General features: G+C 61.9%; 14 protein-coding genes. 9 read left to right on the forward strand and 5 right to left on the reverse strand.

The annotated features are described in order from the left end of the window. Positions 1-183 precede the first annotated feature (183 nt). Both ACJ8PE_RS05395 and ACJ8PE_RS05400 read left to right on the forward strand, forming a co-directional pair. Positions 184-1,539 carry an MFS transporter gene (locus ACJ8PE_RS05395; protein WP_197792435.1) on the forward strand — a complete coding sequence of 452 codons (1,356 nt, stop codon included), beginning with the start codon at positions 184-186 and terminating at the stop codon, positions 1,537-1,539. 12 nt (positions 1,540-1,551) lie between these two features. After that, positions 1,552-2,730: a 4-hydroxybenzoate 3-monooxygenase gene (locus ACJ8PE_RS05400; RefSeq protein WP_197792433.1), complete on the forward strand. Its 1,179-nt coding sequence runs from the start codon at positions 1,552-1,554 to the stop codon at positions 2,728-2,730. Positions 2,731-2,794: 64 nt separating this feature from the next. Here the strand turns inward: ACJ8PE_RS05400 and ACJ8PE_RS05405 are convergent, their stop codons facing one another. The 4 genes from ACJ8PE_RS05405 to tet(41) all read right to left on the reverse strand — a co-directional run bounded on the left by ACJ8PE_RS05405 (position 2,795) and on the right by tet(41) (position 7,686). Beyond that, positions 2,795-4,231, reverse strand: a complete 1,437-nt coding sequence (locus tag ACJ8PE_RS05405; protein WP_269474284.1) for a 6-phospho-beta-glucosidase — start codon at positions 4,229-4,231, stop codon at positions 2,795-2,797. Positions 4,232-4,359: 128 nt separating this feature from the next. Further along, positions 4,360-5,094: a MurR/RpiR family transcriptional regulator gene (locus ACJ8PE_RS05410; RefSeq protein WP_033643147.1), complete on the reverse strand. Its 735-nt coding sequence runs from the start codon at positions 5,092-5,094 to the stop codon at positions 4,360-4,362. Positions 5,095-5,352: 258 nt separating this feature from the next. Beyond that, positions 5,353-6,309 carry a sulfonate ABC transporter substrate-binding protein gene (locus tag ACJ8PE_RS05415; RefSeq protein ID WP_033643146.1) on the reverse strand — a complete coding sequence of 319 codons (957 nt, stop codon included), beginning with the start codon at positions 6,307-6,309 and terminating at the stop codon, positions 5,353-5,355. Between the two features lie 198 nt (positions 6,310-6,507). After that, positions 6,508-7,686, reverse strand: a complete 1,179-nt coding sequence (gene tet(41) / locus ACJ8PE_RS05420) for a tetracycline efflux MFS transporter Tet(41) (RefSeq protein WP_197792432.1) — start codon at positions 7,684-7,686, stop codon at positions 6,508-6,510. Between the two features lie 64 nt (positions 7,687-7,750). Between tet(41) and tetR the strand changes: the two genes are divergently transcribed. The 5 genes from tetR (at position 7,751) to ACJ8PE_RS05445 (ending at position 13,298) form a co-directional block, all read left to right on the forward strand. Then, on the forward strand, positions 7,751-8,392 hold the full coding sequence (gene tetR, locus ACJ8PE_RS05425; protein ID WP_197792431.1) for a tetracycline resistance transcriptional repressor TetR: 642 nt from the start codon (positions 7,751-7,753) through the stop codon (positions 8,390-8,392). A 175-nt stretch (positions 8,393-8,567) separates the two neighbouring features. Next, positions 8,568-9,041 carry a (2Fe-2S)-binding protein gene (locus ACJ8PE_RS05430; RefSeq protein ID WP_197759834.1) on the forward strand — a complete coding sequence of 158 codons (474 nt, stop codon included), beginning with the start codon at positions 8,568-8,570 and terminating at the stop codon, positions 9,039-9,041. Continuing rightward, positions 9,038-11,296, forward strand: a complete 2,259-nt coding sequence (locus ACJ8PE_RS05435; protein ID WP_197795276.1) for a xanthine dehydrogenase family protein molybdopterin-binding subunit — start codon at positions 9,038-9,040, stop codon at positions 11,294-11,296. The genes ACJ8PE_RS05430 and ACJ8PE_RS05435 overlap by 4 nt, the downstream gene beginning before the upstream one ends. A 28-nt stretch (positions 11,297-11,324) precedes the next feature. Then, positions 11,325-12,623, forward strand: coding sequence for a c-type cytochrome (locus ACJ8PE_RS05440; protein ID WP_197792429.1), 1,299 nt, complete (start codon positions 11,325-11,327; stop codon positions 12,621-12,623). 69 nt (positions 12,624-12,692) lie between these two features. Continuing rightward, positions 12,693-13,298 carry a nitroreductase family protein gene (locus ACJ8PE_RS05445; RefSeq protein ID WP_033643140.1) on the forward strand — a complete coding sequence of 202 codons (606 nt, stop codon included), beginning with the start codon at positions 12,693-12,695 and terminating at the stop codon, positions 13,296-13,298. Positions 13,299-13,507: 209 nt separating this feature from the next. Here the strand turns inward: ACJ8PE_RS05445 and ACJ8PE_RS05450 are convergent, their stop codons facing one another. Continuing rightward, positions 13,508-14,404: a DMT family transporter gene (locus tag ACJ8PE_RS05450; RefSeq protein WP_197759838.1), complete on the reverse strand. Its 897-nt coding sequence runs from the start codon at positions 14,402-14,404 to the stop codon at positions 13,508-13,510. A 144-nt stretch (positions 14,405-14,548) separates the two neighbouring features. Between ACJ8PE_RS05450 and ACJ8PE_RS05455 the strand changes: the two genes are divergently transcribed. Continuing rightward, positions 14,549-15,103, forward strand: a complete 555-nt coding sequence (locus ACJ8PE_RS05455) for a helix-turn-helix domain-containing protein (protein ID WP_099783137.1) — start codon at positions 14,549-14,551, stop codon at positions 15,101-15,103. A 122-nt stretch (positions 15,104-15,225) separates the two neighbouring features. Further along, positions 15,226-17,151, forward strand: coding sequence for a DUF3857 domain-containing protein (locus ACJ8PE_RS05460; protein WP_089191781.1), 1,926 nt, complete (start codon positions 15,226-15,228; stop codon positions 17,149-17,151). The last annotated feature ends 15 nt before the right edge of the window (positions 17,152-17,166 follow it).

Consider the following 17,166-nt stretch of genomic DNA (forward strand, 5'->3'; position numbering starts at 1 on the left):
TCTGATGTTCGTTTATCGCACGCTTATTTTTTTAACAATATTGAAGCATTCGCCGTGGGGTGGTTTGATTTGATTGTCGATTAACGAACTATATTCCGATAATCGCACAAATTAACCCTCTCGCCGGCTCGCAGCCGGCTGTTCCGTGCGGTGAGGTTTGCCGCACTCTCTGAGGAGCAAGCCATGTCGCATGATAACAACGTAGAAATTCGAGGGTTTATCGATAACCAGCCATTTTCTCGCTACCAGTGGTTGATACTGGCTTTGTGTTTTTTGGCGGTCGCGCTGGACGGTTTCGATACCGCCATTATCGGCTTCATCGCCACGTCGCTGGTGCAGGAGTGGGGAATAGACAAAACCGCGCTGGGGCCGGTAATGAGCGCCGCGCTGGTCGGTCTGGCGGTAGGCGCGTTGGCCGCCGGCCCGTTGGCGGATCGCATCGGCCGCAAGAAAGTGCTGGTGATTTCGCTGCTGCTGTTCGGCGGCTTCAGCCTGCTGACCGCCTTCGCCGGCTCGCTTTCGACGCTGACGCTGCTGCGTTTTTTGACCGGGCTGGGACTGGGGGCGGCCATGCCGAACGCCGCCACGCTGATGTCGGAATATGCCCCTCAGCGCTGCCGAGCCCTGATGGTGAATCTGATGTTTTGCGGTTTCCCTCTCGGTTCGTCGCTGGGCGGTTTTTCTTCCGCCTGGCTGATCCCGCATTTCGGCTGGCAGAGCGTGCTGGTGCTGGGCGGCGTTATGCCGTTGCTGCTGGCGCTGGTCCTGATCGCCGCCTTGCCTGAATCCGTGCGCTTCATGGTCGCGCGTGGCTATGCCGCAGAGCGCATCGCCAAGGTGCTGAAGCGCATTGCGCCGATCCGAATGACGCCGCCGCCGCGCTTCATGTTGCAGGAAGAGGGGCTGGTAAAGGCAGCGTCGCCGCTGGGCATGATCTTTTCGCGTCGCTATCTGCTGGGCACGTTGATGCTGTGTCTGACTTACTTCATGGGATTGATGATCTTCTATCTGTTGACCAGTTGGCTGCCGCTGCTGATCCGTGAAACCGGCGCCTCCGTTACGCAGGCGTCGCTGATCACCGCGCTGTTTCCGCTCGGCGGGGGGCTTGGCGTATTGATTATCGGTTGGTTGATGGATCGCATGAACCCGCACAAGGTGGTGGCCGTCGGCTATTTGCTGACCGGTTTGTTCGTCGGCATCATCGGCTATGTCTATACCTCTCCGCTGCTGATGGCGCTCACGGTGTTCATCGCCGGCACCTGCATGAACGGCGCCCAGTCATCCATGCCGGCCCTGGCGGCCGGGTTCTATCCCACCCAGAGCCGGGCGACCGGCGTAGCCTGGATGCTCGGTCTCGGGCGTTTTGGCGGCATTCTGGGGGCGATGAGCGGTGGCGTGCTGATGCAGATGCAGCTGTCGTTCAGCACCATTTTCACGTTGTTGGCCATCCCGGCGCTGATCGCGGCGCTGGCGCTGCTCGCCAAACACCTTTCCGGCGGCTACCCGGCGCTGCCGGCGCCGCTCAACAAAATGCTATGAGGGAGTCATGCTATGCGCACACAGGTTGTGATCATCGGCGCCGGTCCGGCCGGCTTGATGTTGTCCCATCTGCTGCACCTGCAAGGTGTGGAATCGGTGGTGTTGGAAACGCGCAGCCGGGAGGCGGTGGAATCGACCATTCGCGCCGGGGTGCTCGAACAGGGGACCGTCGATCTGCTCGAGCAGACCGGATTGGGGGAGCGGATGCGGCGGGAAGGGGCGCGGCATCAGGGGATCCGCTTGGCGTTCGGCGGCCGGCAGCACCGCATCGATCTGGCCGGATTGACCGAGCGCGCCGTCACCGTTTATGCCCAGCACGAAGTATTGAAAGACCTGATCGCCGCGCGTCTGGCGGCGCAGGGCCATCTGTTTTTCGAGGTGGAGAAGGTTGAATTGAAGGCGCTGGACAGCGCGCAGCCCGAGGTTCACTACCGTCATGGCGACCAGCCGCGCCGGCTGCGCTGCGACTTTGTCATCGGATGCGACGGATTCCACGGCATCAGCCGCGCGGCGATGCCCGGCGGGCTGCGGCAGGATTACACCCGTACCTATCCGTTCGGCTGGTTCGGCATTCTGGTCGAAGCGCCGCCGTCCAGCGAAGAGCTGATCTACGCCTGCCATCCGCGCGGTTTTGCGTTGATCAGCACCCGTTCGCCCGGCGTGCAGCGCATGTATTTTCAGTGCGATCCTGCGGAACAGGTCGATCAATGGTCGGACGATCGTATCTGGCGCGAGTTGGAGCAGCGGCTGGAAAACCATGAGGGCTGGACGCTGAAAAAGGGCCGCATATTTCAGAAAAACGTGGTGGGCATGCGCAGCTTCGTTACCGAACCGATGCGCTACCGGCGCCTGCTGTTGGCGGGCGACGCGGCGCATATCGTGCCGCCGACCGGCGCCAAAGGGTTGAATCTGGCCATGGCCGATGTTTGCCTGTTGTCCCAGGCGCTGGAGACGTTTTACCGGCGAGGCGACTGGCAACGGCTGGACGATTACAGCGACACCGCCTTGCAGCGGGTCTGGCGCGCCGAGCATTTTTCCTGGTGGATGACCCACATGCTGCACACCCGGCGGGAAGACACGCCTTTCGAACACCGACTGCAACTCTCAGAGCTGCAGTACACGGTGAAATCGCGCAGCGCCATGACGATGCTGGCGGAAAATTATGTCGGGGCGCCATTCCCGGCGATATAAGCGAAAACGCCCATGCCGTTCGGCATGGGCGAGAAGGGGCGGTGACGCCCCTGAGCTGCGGCGGTTACAGCTGTTCGCCGTTGCTGGCGATCACCCGACGATACCAGTCGAAGCTTTTCTTGCGCGACCGTTCCAGCGAGCCGGTGCCGTCGTCATGTTTATCGACGTAGATGAAGCCGTAGCGCTTGCTGTACTCGCCGGTAGTGAACGACACGCAGTCGATGCAGCCCCACGGCGTATAGCCGATCAGGTCTACGCCGTCTTCAATCACCGCTTTTTTCATCTCTTCGATATGGGCGCGCAGATAGTCGATGCGATAGTCATCGTTAATCTGGCCATCCGCTTCCACCTTGTCGAAGGCGCCAAAGCCGTTTTCCACGATAAACAGCGGCTTCTGGTAACGTTCATACAGCACGTTCAGCGAATAGCGCAGCCCGACCGGATCGATCTGCCAGCCCCAGTCGGAGGCTTTGACGTGCGGGTTCGGCACGTTGCCCGGGAAGCCGAACATGCCGTCGCTGCCGTCCACCGCGTTGGCCTGCAGCGCATTGCTCATGTAATAGCTGAAGCCGATGTAATCGGTGCAGCCCTCGCGCAGGATCTGCGCGTCCTGCGGCTGCATCTCGATCTTCAGCCCTTTGCGTTCCCAGTCACGCAGCAGGTAGCTGGGGTAGTAGCCGCGCATCTGCACGTCGGTATACAGATAGCGCTGGTGCATCGCTTCCACGGCGTACATCACGTCGTCCGGCTTGCAGGAATAAGGGTAGAACGGCACGCAGGCCAGCATGCAGCCGATCTTGAATTCCGGGTTGATCTGATGGCCGAGTTTGACCACCTGCGCGCTGGCGACGAACTGGTGGTGCAACACCTGGTACAGCGTCTGCTCGGGGTTGTCTTCCTGGGTATAGTCCACGCCGGAACAGCAGTAGCCGAACAGCGGGTAGCGGTAGTTGCTCTGGTTGTTGATTTCGTTGAAGGTCATCCAGTACTTCACTTTTTCGCGGTAGCGGCGCATCACCACTTCGCTAAAGCGCACGAAGAACTCCACCACCCGGCGATTTTTCCAGCCGCCGTAGGCTTTTACCAAATGGTAAGGCATTTCGAAGTGGGACAGGGTGATCACCGGCTGGATGCCGTATTTCAGCAATTCGTCGAACAGGTCGTCGTAAAACTGCAGGCCGGCTTCGTTCGGCGTTGCTTCGTCGCCGTTCGGGAAAATGCGCGTCCAGGCGATCGAGGTACGAAAACACTTGAAGCCCATCTCGGCGAACAGCGCCACGTCCTGCTTGTAGCGGCCGTAGAAGTCCACCGCTTCGTGGTTGGGATAGCGATAGCCGTCGAGCACGCCGTCGGTCATCACGCGATCCACGCCGTGCGAACCGCCGGACAGCACGTCGGCGATGCTTGGCCCTTTGCCGCCCTGATCCCAACCGCCTTCAACCTGGTGCGCGGCGACCGCGCCTCCCCACAGAAAATCTTTCGGCAACTGTTTCATCGTCAATGTCTCATCTTATTTAATGAAGGGTAATAACGTTCGCGTTGCCAATAGAGTAACAAGACCGAAAGAAATGTCACGATATAACAAATCGCCGTAAAACGTGATTTGTCACAATAAAAAAACAGCCTGTTTTATTTTATCGCGTTCATTCTTCCCAGGCGCTTGCCGATGGTTTCAATAATATAAAGCACGGGAATTTGCGTAGTAATATTATGATGATCGCCGATCAAGTGTTGCGGGACATGATAAGACAGATTGAAGTCCGCCAGCCGCGCCAGCGAAGAGGTTTCGTTGTTGGTGATGCTGATGATTTTACAGTGGTGCAGGCTGAACTGGCTGGCCAGCCGCAGGATTTCTTCGGTTTCGCCGGAAACCGACAGCATGATCGCCACTGCGCTTTTATACATATCGCTGTTGACGGGATAATAAGGATCGTCGATATGGGTGCTGAATTTTCCGACGTTGGAAAAGAAACGCGCGCCATATTTCCCCAGGGCGCCGGAGGTACTGATGCCGACGAAAATAATTCGCTCGGCGGCGGCGATATGCCGCACCGCTTCATCGAGCAACTGATTAAATTCATCGTTGCTGACGCTTTTAAAAAAACTGAGAATTTCGCCGATGCCGGAATCGACCGGCGGCGCATCGGTTTGCTCCAGGTACAGTTTGAAACGGATGCGAAATTCGGAATAGCCGTCACACCCCATTTTTTTGCAAAATCGCAGCACGGTGGTGGTGGACACGCCGGCGGCCTCGGCCAGTTCGCGGATGGTCATGTACATCACTTGATTCTTGTGTTTGCTGACGTAGTTATAAACCATCAGCTCCAGGGCGTTGAGCGCGGCGATTGCTTTGTGGGTAAACATGAGTCGATCCGGCGGCTGAAAACGGGAAGCGTATCTGCGGGTTAACATAGCAAAATTCCCCGCCGCTGGCACTGCCGAACAAAAAAGAAAAGCCGCACCAGTCAGGGGCGGCCCAGGGTTCACGACGAACAAATAAAGCAAAACGTTCCGGAAGACATGCCATGAAAACGCGTTTCATCACACAGGGTTAGCATAGGTCAGCTTACTCCGGCGGCAAAATGCCGGTTTCTGCTTTCTAAAGCCAAAGCGCGGCAAAGGCTACGGCGCCTCGGGCTTATCTTCGGACCAGCGGGCGGCATTGACGTCCACCTTACCCGGCAGCAGTCCGATGGCGGTGAATTTATCCGCCAACTGCTGCTGCTGTCTGAACACCTCCGGCGACATGCGCTGGCTGCCGAACGGCATGCGGGCGATGGCTCTGGCCCAAATGGCCTGATCCAGGCCGGTGCTCTGAGCGAGGATCGCCGCCGCTTCCTGCGGATGGCCGTTGGCCCAGTCGCTCAGCGCGCCGAGCTGTTGAATCACCTGCTTGGCGCTGTCCGGGTAGGTTTCGGCAAAGCGGCGGCTGGCGAGATAGAAGGTGTAGTGCGGCACCAGACCTTCCGCGTCTTTCAGCCGGCGGGCGTTGGCATGGGTTTCCACCTCGGCGTAGTAGGGATCCCAAATCACCCAGGCGTCGACGCTGCCGCGCTGGAAGGCGGCGCGGGCATCGCTCGGCGGCAGATAGACCGGCGTGATGTCCTTGTAGCTCAAGCCGGCCTGTTCCAGCGCGCTCACCAGCAGGTAATTGACGTCAGACCCTTTGTTCAACGCCACGCGTTTGCCTTTCAGATCGGCCACGGAGCGGATCGCCGAATCCTGCGGCACCACGATGGCTTCGGTTTTCGGGCTGGGCGGCGAATGCGCCAAATAAACCAGATCGGCCTTGGCGGCTTGCGCGAAGGCCGGCGGGGCGTCGCCGGTCGCCGCCAGATCGATGCTGCCGACGTTCAACCCTTCCAACATCTGCGGGCCGGCGGGGAATTCTATCCAGCGGACCTTGACGCCCTGCGGCTCCAGGGTTTTCTCCAGCGTGCCGCGGTATTTCAGCAGCGCAAAAATGTTGGCTTTCTGGTAACCGATGGTGATTTGTTGCGGTTTCTCCTGCGCGCCGGCCGGCAGGCTAAACAGGCCGAGCAGCAGGGCGGCGATCAGCGGCGTTGTGAGTTTTCTCATCCTGATTTTCCGATAGGCGAAGTGAACGGTAGCGATGACGCGCTGTGCGTAACGCCATGAAACGGCATTTAAATTTTCCTGCGGCGGGATAAGGGCGATGATAATGAGCGGCGCAGTGGCGTGTAAAGCGCCCGCTTATGCTGAATAATGCCTTGCTTAGCCATAAATCAGCTTAAGCGGGAGAGGGGGAGCTCGACGTTATGCCGCGTCACGCTCGCGCGAACGCGCCAGCAACAGTGGAACTAACAGATAGAGGGCGGCGGCCAACGCCCAGACCAGACCCGGCCAGACATCGCGCGTGGCGGCGTACAGCGCCGTCGCCACCAGCGGCCCCGCGACGCCGATCAGGCTGCCCATGCTGGCCAGCGTCCCTTGCAGCTCGCCCTGATGATCGTCGTCCACCTTTTGCGCCATTAACGCCTGCAGCGCGGGCAGCGCCATACCGCCTGCCGCGAAGAACGGCAGCAAGGCGAAAGGTGCCCAGCCGCGCGTGGCGATCGACAGCAGCGCCAGGCCCATTGCGTCGGCGGCCAGGCCGATCAGCAGCGCCTTGCGTTCGCCGAGCCGCGCGACCAGCGGGCCGATGGCGAAGGCCTGCGACAGCGCATGGCAGGCGCCGTAACCGGCCAGCGACAGGCCCGCCACCATCATGCTCCAGCCGAAACGATCCTGACCGTATAAAATCCACAATGTGGCCGGCGCCTGCGAAACCAGCGCCATGATCAGGTAAATGCCGGCCAGCGGCAGCAGGCCAGGCTTGCCGTGCAGCCGTCGCAATGACGAAAAGGGATTGAGGCGGATTTTCTCGGCGGCGCGGGCGCGGGGTTTACGCGATTCCGGCAGCAGGAAAAACGCCATCGCCAGGTTGACGGCGTTCATCGCCGCCGCCGCCAGGAAGGGCGCATGCAGATGCCACTCGCCCAGCGAACCGCCGAGCAGCGGGCCGACGATAAAACCGACGCCAAATACCGCGCCCACCAGGCCGAAACGCCGCGCGCGTTGACCGGCCGGCGTAATGTCGGTGACGTAAGCGGTGGCGACCGCCATGTTGGCGCCGGTGATGCCCGCCAGCAACCGGCCCAGATAGAGCCAGGCCAGCGTCGGCGCGAACGCCATCAGCAGATAGTCGGCCGCCGCGCCAGCGAGCGAGATGAGCAGCACCGGCCGCCGGCCGAAACGATCGCTCAGCGCGCCGAGGATCGGCGAGAACAGAAATTGCATTAACGCATAGGCCGCCAGCAGGGCGCCGTAGTGCAGGCTGCCGGCGTCAAGACCGCCCAGCGAACGCAACAACGCCGGCAGAATCGGCATGATCAGACCGATGCCCACCGCATCCAGCAACACCGTCAACAAAATAACCAGCATGGTTTTTTTCAAAATTGTGACTCTAACAGTGATAGAGTATTGAGTATTCCACAGTTACCCTATCAGTGATAGAGAGATGAGCGAAAAAAATACTGCGACACGTTTAACGCGAGAAACCGTCCTGCGCGGGGCGCTGGCGTTGCTGAACGACATCGGCATCGATGCCCTGAGCACCCGCCGCCTGGCGCAACATTTGGGCGTGCAATCTCCCACGCTCTATTGGCATTTCAAGAACAAGGCCGAGCTGCTGAAGGCGATGGCGGAAACCATCATGCTGGATCACCGTGAAGAGGTGCCCGCCGACATGCCCTGGCAGGATTGGGTTGTCACCAATGCCGGCAACTTCCGTCGGGCGCTGCTGGCTTACCGCGACGGCGCGCGTCTGCATGCCGGCACCCGGCCGCAGGAGCCGCAATTCGCCGTCATTGAGGCCAAGGTGGCGCTGCTGTGCCGGGCGGGGTTGACGCCGGAGCGCGCGGTAAACCTGCTGTTCGCCGTCGGGCGTTTCGTGGTGGGCTGGGTGCTGGAGGAACAGCAAATGCAGCCTGACGATCCGCTCAATGACGCCGACCGCCGCCGTTATCCGCTGCTGTGCCAAGGCTGGGAAACATTGCAGGACAAGGGCGCGGATGCGCTGTTCGAAGCCGGGGTGCGGCTGTTGGTCGACGGCGCCGAGGCCGGACTGGCGATCGACAATAATCACGGGCGGCAATCATAAAAGCGCGCTTATCTATCGGAAATTTATAGAAAATACCCACTTTTCGTTAAAGCCATGGCGGCTACATTCCCTTAACATCGTCAAGTCTTTTGATGATAATTATTAGCACGCTGCGCAATTATTCACCGCAGTGATGTTACGGATTAAATCCGTTTGTTTAAGGGATAGTTTCACCATGGAAATAAACGTTAATGGCCGGGTGGTTCCACTCGGCAATCTCGCGCCCGACACGCCGCTGCTGTACGTTTTACGCAACGATCTGCACTTGAATGGCCCCAAATATGGCTGCGGCCTGGGGGAGTGCGGCGCCTGCACGGTGCTGATCGACGGCGTCGCCGCGCGTTCTTGCTCAATGCCGCTGGCCGCCGTAGGAAGCAAGTCCGTCACCACGCTGGAAGGCCTGGGCACGCCGGAGGCAATGCATCCGGTTCAGCAGGGGTTTATCGATGAGCAGGCGGCGCAGTGCGGTTACTGCGCCAACGGCATGATCATGACGCTGGTCGCGTTGTTCGAACGCGAGCCGGATGCAGATGAACAAACCATCAAGAAAGAGCTGGCCTACAACCTGTGCCGCTGCGGCACCCACCTTGAGATCTTGCGCGCCGCCGAGCGCGCCCGCGAGCTGCTGGCTGCGCGGAGGCAAGCATGAGCCGCCTCGAACTGACCCGCCGACAGTTGTTGCAAGCCGGCGGTGTGGTGATGGTCAGCAGTCTGCTGCCCGCGCCGTTTAACGCCTTCGCCGCCGAGACGGTTGCATCGCCTGCCGATCTGCCGCTGGATCGGGTGGACAGCTTTATCAGCCTCACCGCCGACGGCCGGGTGACGGCCTTCAATGGCCATGTCGATCTCGGCACCGGCATTCGCACCGCGCTGGCGCAGATCGTCGCCGACGAAATTTGCGTGCCGTTCGAGCACGTCACGATGATCCTCGGTGATACGCAACGCACGCCGGATCAGGGGCCGACCATCGCCAGCGCCACCATCCAGGTCACGTCGGTGCCTCTGCGGCAGGCGGCGGCGCAAGTGCGACATATGCTGACGGCGCTGGCGGCCAAAGCCTTCGAACTGCCGGCCGACCAGCTGACGGCGGCGGCGGGACAGGTGTTTGTGACCAAGCACCCGGGACGTTCCTTGAGCTATGCGCAGCTGGCGAGCGGGCAAAATCTGCATGTGACGCTGGATAAAAACGTGCCGCTGAACGGTGAACAGCAGGGCCGCTATGTCGGCCGCGCCGTCGCCCGGGTCGATATTCCGGCCAAGGTCAGCGGGGAGCTGACCTACGTGCACGACCTGCGCTTGCCCGGCATGCTGCATGGCCGGGTGGTGCGCCCGCCTTACGCAGGCGCCGACAGCAGCGCGCCGCTGGGCGGCGGCCTGTTGTCGGTGGATGAAAGTTCGATCGCGCATCTGCCAGGCATCGTGAAACTGGTGGTGATCAACGATTTCATCGGCATTGTGGCCGAGCGCGAAGAGCAGGCAATCGCCGCCATGCGCCGGCTGAAAACCGAATGGAAACCCTGGGCCGGCCTGCCGGACCTGTCGCCGGAGGCGCTGCCCGCCGCGCTGGAAGCCAACCCGAAAACCGACCGCGTGCTGCGCGATGATGCGGGCACGGACGAGGCGTTGGCATTGCTGCATACCGAAGTGCAGGCGGACTATGTCTGGCCTTACCATCAGCACGCCTCAATCGGCCCCTCCTGCGCGGTAGCGGAGGTCAAAGACGGGCGGGCGCAGGTGTGGTCCGGCACGCAAAACCCGCACGATCTGCGCAAAGATATCGCCAGGCTGCTCGAGTTGCCGTCTGAGCAGGTGCACATCACCCGCATGGAAGCCTCCGGCTGCTATGGCCGCAACTGCGCCGACGACGTCTCGGCGGACGCGGCGCTGTTGGCGCGGGCCACCGGCCGCCCGGTGCGGGTGCAGCTGATGCGTGAACAGGAATCCGGCTGGGAGCCGAAGGGCACCGGCCAACTGATCCGGGTGCGCGGCGGCCTCGACGCGCAAAATCGGGTGGCGGCTTACGAGTTGAAAACCAGCTATCCCTCCAACAATGCGGTGACCTTGCCGCTGGTGTTGACCGGCAAGGTGGCCAACCGGGCCGACGTGCAACAGATGGGCGATCGCACCGCCATTCCGCAATACGCGTATCCGCACATGCGGGTGATCTGTCAGGACGCCGCGCCGATCGTGCGGGCGTCGTGGATGCGCGGCGTTTCGGCACTGCCCAACGTGTTCGCCCATGAATCCTGGATCGACGAGCTGGCCTGGCGCGCCGGCGAGGACCCGATCGCGTTTCGCCTGCGTTACCTGAACGATCCGCGCGCGGTGGCCTTGATTGAGGCCCTGAAGCGCCAGGCTAACTGGCAAGACGGCCCGGCGCACCGCTCGCGCGCCGCCGGGGCCGAAGTGGTGAGCGGCCGCGGCTTCGCCTATGCGCGCTATTTCCACAGCAAATTCCCCGGCTTCGGCGCCGCCTGGGCGGCCTGGGTGTGCGATCTCAGCGTCAATCGCCTTTCCGGGCAGATCACGCTCAATAAAATCTTCGTGGCGCATGATTGCGGCCGGATGATCAATCCGGCCGGGGTACGCCATCAGGTGCACGGCAACATTATCCAATCCGCCAGCCGGGTGCTGAAAGAGTTTGTGACCTTTAACGAGACGGGGGTGACGTCATTGGACTGGGGCGGCTATCCGATCCTGCGCTTTGACGAATTGCCGCAGATCGATATCCAACTGATCGACCGCCCGGACGAAGCGCCGATGGGCGCAGGAGAGTCCGCCTCGGTGCCGAGTGCGGCGGCGATCGGCAACGCGCTGTTTGACGCCCTCGGCGTGCGCCTGCGCGAGGTGCCGTTCACACCGGCGCGGGTGCTCGCCGCGCTGCGCGCTCAGGCCGGCCATTAACCCCCCGTTACGAACAAGGACAGCAAAGATGAGTAAGATGAAAAAAATCGTCGGGTGGGGCGGCGTCACGGTGATCGCCGTTGTGGTCGCCGGCGTGGTCGCCAGTTGGCAGCCGGAGATTGCGCCGCTCGCCGCCGATGCGACCCACAGTTTCAGCGAGGCGCAGATCGCGCGTGGCAAAACGTTGGCCGATCTCGGCGACTGCGCTGTGTGCCACACCCGTGCGGGCGGCGAGCGCAACACCGGCGGGTTGGCGATGGAGATCCCCTTCGGCACCATTTACACCACCAACATCACACCGGACGTGGAAACCGGCATCGGCAGCTGGAGCTACGCGGCGTTCGAACGCGCCATGCGCCACGGCGTCGATCGCCAGGGCCGCTATCTCTATCCGGCGTTTCCCTATACCGCCTTTACCCGCACCCGCGACGACGATCTGCAGGCGCTGTATGCCTATCTGATGTCGCAGCCGCCGGTCAAGTACCGGCCGCCGGCCACCGCTCTGCACTTTCCGTTCAACATTCGCCAGGGCATCTTTGCCTGGAACCTGCTGTTCCTGACGCCGGGCGCGATGCCGGAACAGGCGACCCAAAGCGCCGACTGGAACCGCGGCGCGTACCTGGTCGAAGGGCTGGGGCACTGCAGCGCCTGCCACTCGCCGCGCAACGTGTTGTTCGGCGAGAAAATCGGCGGCGAGCACCTGGCCGGCGGCGTGGCGGAGGGATGGACGGCGCCGGCGTTGACCGGCCGCTCGCCCGCGCCGCTCGCGTGGACGCAGCAGGATCTGGTCGATTTCATGCGCACCGGCTACTCGGCCAACCACGGCGTCGCCGCCGGCCCGATGGCGCCGGTGATCGAAGAAGGGCTGTCGCGCTTGCCGCAGGCCGATCTGCAGGCGATCGCCGTCTATCTGCGCAGCTATCATCCTGAAACGGCGGCGGGTGCTACGGCGACAACGTTAAACGCTCAGGCGGAACGCCAGGTGGAGCCTCTGAGTTCGGCAGGGGCGCGGCTGTTTTCCGGCGCCTGCATGGCTTGCCATGCGCAGGAAAAAGGCGCGCAGATGGCGGGGGTGCGGCCGTCTCTGGCGCTAAACACCAACCTGTTCGCCGACGTGCCGGACAACGCCATTCGCGTGGTGCTGGACGGCATACAGCGGCCGGCGAACGCCGAGCTGGGCTATATGCCGGGCTTTCGCCATAACCTGAATGACGCGCAGATCGCCATCCTGCTCAACTACCTGCGGCAGCATTACGCCGGTCAGGCGCCGTGGCCGGACTTGGCGGCGCAGGTCAGCCGTTTGCGCGCCGAAACCGCGCAGAAATAGCCGCCTGGGGCTGGACAGCCGCGCCGCGTTGACGACAATAGACCTTTTCACATGGACAGAGGCAGTAAAATGAATACGTTAGACGCGATCCGCCAACGCCGCGCCACCAAGCAGTTCGATACGCAGCACGTGATGACGCTCGAAGAGAAAAAAGCGCTGTTGAACATTGCGCTGCAGGGCGCTCCCAGCGCGTTTAACCTGCAGCACTGGCGCCCGCTGCTGATCGAAGATCGCGCGCAGCGCGAGAAAATTCGCGAGGCGGCGTGGGGGCAGGCGCAGGTGACCGACGCGTCGATGCTGGTCGTGCTGTGCGGCGATCTGTCGAGTTGGGAATCGAAGGTAAAAACCGTTTGGGCCGACGCGGCGGAGCCGGTGCAGCAATTCATGATCCCGGCCGTCGATCAGTATTATCGCGGTAAGCCGCAGGTGCAGCGCGACGAAGTGATGCGCAGCAGCGGCATCTTCGCCCAGACGCTGATGCTGGCGGCCAAGGCGCAGGGCTACGACTCTTGCCCGATGGACGGTTTTGATTTCGACGCGGTGGGAGAGATTATCAATAAGCCGGCGCATTATCAGATCGCGCTGATGGTCGCTATCGGCAAGGCGGCGGGGCAACCTTACCCGCGCATCGGCAAGCTGCCGTTCGACGAGGTGGTGAAAACCGATCGCTTCTGAGCTGAACGGTGAATGACAAAAGGGAAGGCTTGCGCCTTCCCTTATTTTTTTATGACGCACAGTTCGTTCCAGTAACTGAAACGGATGCGCCGTTGCAGGCGGTGATGCCACATAGAACACTCCTTCTACCCTACACGGTTTAAATAAATAGCACCGCGCCGAACACAAGGCGAATGCCTTATTGTGCATAGCTTGCCCGTCGGACGGGATTAACCGATTTTACCGGCCCGGTGCGCGGCGGGCGCCCATCGCCAGCCGAAGTTCATGCCCGCGGCCGCGCCGAGAATGGCCAGCGTGCCCAGCAGCTGCAACAGGCTGAGACGGTGCCCGAACGCCGCCCAGTCCACCACGATCGCCACTGCCGGGTAGATAAACGACAGCGCGCCAACCAGAGCGGTGGGGATTTTCTGGATAGCGCCATAGAGCAACGTGGACATCACCCCGGTATGCACCAGGCCGAGGGTCGCCAGCAGCAGCCAGTCGAACGGTTCTGCGGGAAGGCGGGCCAGACCGGCGAACGGCGCCATCGCCAGCGCGCCGACGGTCAGTTGAATCAACACGATGAGCTGCGGCGGTAACGCGGCCAGCTGTTTGACGATCGCCGCCGCCAGGGCGTACATCAGGGCCGCACCGAGCGCCAGCGCTACGCCCAGCAGATAGTCGCCATCGCCGCCACCGCTCTGCCGGCCGGTGACGATCAACACCATCCCGGCGAACGCCAGCATAAGCCAGCCCAGCCGATTAGCCGTCAGTTTTTCGCCGAACAGCAGCGCTCCCAGCGCCACCAACATAAACGGTTGAACATGGTAGGTCACGGTGGCGACAGCGATCGAGGCATGCGCATAGGCGGCAAACAATAGCGTCCAGTTGAGCACCAGCGCGAGGCCCCCCAGGACGGCGAAAGCCAGCTGCCGCCGGTTGATGGCGCCTGATTTCAGTTGCCCAAGCGCGGCGCAGGTGGCCAGCATCGCCAGCGCGCCGAACGCGCAGCGCCAAAACACCACCGTGGCGGGCGGCTGCCCTAACACGATCACCGGCCAACCGACGGTGCCGGAGATCGTCATGGCGAGGATCATTTGCACTGCGCCGCGCGTTTTCGTTTTCATGTCGTTTCCCTCGCGGCCTGACCGTACTTGTGGTGAAGTCGCTTAATCATTAAAATGAACAATCGAACATTATGATGAACATGGTTGACGGTGTTCGTCAAGTCGAACAAATGAATGGTATAACGAACAATGAGCGAGGGCCTAATGCAGAACATCACGCCGATCGGCCTCTTGTCGGCGGCAATCCGCCGTGAGCGGGAGCGATTGAACCTGTCCGTCACCGAACTGGCGAAGCGTGCGGGTATCGCCAAGTCCACGTTGTCGCAGCTCGAAGCCGGCAGCGGTAATCCCAGTCTGGAAACGCTGTGGGCGTTGGCGATGGCGCTGGATGTGCCGGTCAGCCGACTGATTTCGCAACCCAGCAGGCAGGTGCAAGTGATCCGCGCTCATGAGGGGACCGCGGCGGTGTCAGAGCAGGGCAACTACGCCGCCACGTTGCTGGCCACTTGTCCACCGGGCGCGCAGCGCGACATTTACCGGCTGCGGGTGCAGCCCGGCGAAGTCAAACTTTCCCGGCCGCATCCGCCGGGCACCGTCGAGCATGTGATCATCAGCAGTGGACGGGCGCGCCTCGGGCCGGCGGATCAGCCGCTGGAGCTGAGCGCCGGGGATTACATCAGTTACTCCGCCGATCGCGAGCACGTTTTCGAGGCCCTGGAGCCGGAGACCACCGCTGTGATGCTGATCGAGCAGGGCTAGCACGGCGTTGACGGTTCGTTTATTGAAAATGATTCTCAATTATATTAGTGTGCCCGCCTGTTTTGACGCCGGGGCAGGCGCGTAGCCCGGCGTCGCCGTTTGTTGCCCTTCAAGGACCGAAGATGAAAATCGCTATTCCTTCCATACTGTTACTCGCCGGTTTGACGGCGACGCACCCGGCCACCGTGTTGGCCGCTGCACCGCCCGCCACGGCGGATCAGGGCCAGAACGACACGGCCAACAACGATTTCAGCTTCGTGCGCTATCGCGCGGATTACCGCGTTAACGCCAACGCCACCAACGTGAAGACGGAAAGCTACGAAGTGCTGCTGAAAACCAAGGCGGCGGTCGAAAAATTCAGCCAGATCCGCCTGAGCTACAGCGAGAAAATGGAAACGCTGGAGGTGGTCGCCGCCTATACGCTGACCGCCGACGGCCAGCGCCACGATGTGGCGCCCGATCGCATTTATACCCAGGAAAGCTATTCCAGCGCCACGGCGCCGCTGTATGCCGATCGCAAGGTGCGCGTCATCGTGTTCTCCAACCTGGCGCCGGGCTCGCGCGTGGTGTACGAACTGCGCCGCACGCAGAACACCCCGTATTTCCCTGACTATTTCGGCCTGTGGGAGACGTTCAGCGTTTTCGATCAGTTCGACGACGCCGAAGTGACCCTGCAGGCGCCGGCCAAGCTGCCGATGCATATCTTCACGCGCGGCGTCGAGGGCGGGGACCAACCGCAAATCCGCAACGGCCAGGCGCACTGGCGCTGGCATTATTCGCGCAGCGCGCCGATGAAGGCGCAAAACTGGGCGGCGGACAGCTGGACCTTCAGCCCGACCATCATGGCCAGCACCTACCGCGAGTGGCCGCAGTTGGCCAAGGCCTACCAGCTGAAGGCCGGCGCGGCGGCGAAGGTGACGCCGGGCATTCAGGCGCTGGCGGACAATATCACCGCCGGTATCAGCGATCGGCGCGAGCAGGCGGAGGCCCTCTATCGCTGGGTGGCGCAAAACATTCGCTACGTGGCGGTGTACCTGGGCAACGGTGGGCTGGAGCCGAATTCGGCGCAGAGCATTCTCGATAACCATTACGGCGACTGTAAGGATCACGTGGTGATCCTGGAGGCGCTGCTCGCCGCCAAAGGCATTGAAAGCTCGCCGGTGCTGATCGGCATGGATGAAGGCCCGATCCTGCCTAAAGTGCCGCTGCTTGGCCGCTTCAATCACGCCATCACCTACGTGCCGGAATTCAAACTGTACCTCGATTCCACCAATCCTTGGGCGCGTTTCGGGCAACTGCCTGAGGGCGATTTGGGCGCGCCGGTGCTGCTGACGCGCGACGCCAGGCTGGCGCGCACGCCGGGCAGCGATGAGCAGCCGGTCAAGAGCGCGCTGAACGTCGATTTCGTGTTCGACAAGGCGGGCAATCTGCGCGGACAGACCGAGCGCCGGCTGAGCGAAGTGGAAGAAATTGACCTGCGGGGCTACTTCTCGCAGATCAACCGCCAGAACCGGGCGCAGGCCGAAGCGACGATCATGTCCGCTTCCGGCATCGACGGCAACGGCGAAGTGGCGATGAACAGCGATCCGCTGGATCTCAAAAAGCAGTTCGGCTATCGCTTCCGCTTCAAGGCGGACGACTACGTCGATTTCGGCGTGGTGGGCGGCATGACGTTGCCCAACCCGCCCGGCGGCAAATCGTTCCGCACGCTGTATACCACCACGGCGGCGCCGGGCAACGAAACGCCGTTCTACTGCACCGCGCAGCGCTACGACGAAACCTACCGTCTGCAGCTGCCGGCCAACGTGCCGATCATCGCCATTCCGAAAGATCGGCAATTCCGCAATGCGGCGGGCGACTATCGCGTCGAGTGGCGGCGCGACGGGCAGCAGGTGACCGTCAATCACCGCCTGCAGGTGAACGCCATTCGTGGCAAGGAAGCGCTGTGCCAGGCGCAGGATTACCCGGCGTTCCGCGAGCTGTTCCAGCAGGTGCGGCGCGGTTTCCGCGGCCAGGTGGTGTACGGTGAATTGGCCAACGGCAAATAGGCCGCTGTTCTTACT

Source organism: Serratia sp. CY74737 (genome assembly GCF_052166775.1).
GTDB lineage: Bacteria > Pseudomonadota > Gammaproteobacteria > Enterobacterales > Enterobacteriaceae > Serratia > Serratia ureilytica.

What these genes read in the sequence shown, in the direction of transcription:
- ACJ8PE_RS05395 (WP_197792435.1), top strand. Translation starts at nt 184, where the DNA reads ATGTCGCATGATAACAACGTAGAAATTCGAGGGTTTATCGATAACCAG.
- ACJ8PE_RS05400 (WP_197792433.1), top strand. Translation starts at nt 1,552, where the DNA reads ATGCGCACACAGGTTGTGATCATCGGCGCCGGTCCGGCCGGCTTGATG.
- ACJ8PE_RS05410 (WP_033643147.1), bottom strand. Translation starts at nt 5,094, where the DNA reads ATGTTTACCCACAAAGCAATCGCCGCGCTCAACGCCCTGGAGCTGATG.
- ACJ8PE_RS05415 (WP_033643146.1), bottom strand. Translation starts at nt 6,309, where the DNA reads ATGAGAAAACTCACAACGCCGCTGATCGCCGCCCTGCTGCTCGGCCTG.
- tetR (WP_197792431.1), top strand. Translation starts at nt 7,751, where the DNA reads ATGAGCGAAAAAAATACTGCGACACGTTTAACGCGAGAAACCGTCCTG.
- ACJ8PE_RS05430 (WP_197759834.1), top strand. Translation starts at nt 8,568, where the DNA reads ATGGAAATAAACGTTAATGGCCGGGTGGTTCCACTCGGCAATCTCGCG.
- ACJ8PE_RS05435 (WP_197795276.1), top strand. Translation starts at nt 9,038, where the DNA reads ATGAGCCGCCTCGAACTGACCCGCCGACAGTTGTTGCAAGCCGGCGGT.
- ACJ8PE_RS05440 (WP_197792429.1), top strand. Translation starts at nt 11,325, where the DNA reads ATGAGTAAGATGAAAAAAATCGTCGGGTGGGGCGGCGTCACGGTGATC.
- ACJ8PE_RS05445 (WP_033643140.1), top strand. Translation starts at nt 12,693, where the DNA reads ATGAATACGTTAGACGCGATCCGCCAACGCCGCGCCACCAAGCAGTTC.
- ACJ8PE_RS05450 (WP_197759838.1), bottom strand. Translation starts at nt 14,404, where the DNA reads ATGAAAACGAAAACGCGCGGCGCAGTGCAAATGATCCTCGCCATGACG.
- ACJ8PE_RS05455 (WP_099783137.1), top strand. Translation starts at nt 14,549, where the DNA reads ATGCAGAACATCACGCCGATCGGCCTCTTGTCGGCGGCAATCCGCCGT.
- ACJ8PE_RS05460 (WP_089191781.1), top strand. Translation starts at nt 15,226, where the DNA reads ATGAAAATCGCTATTCCTTCCATACTGTTACTCGCCGGTTTGACGGCG.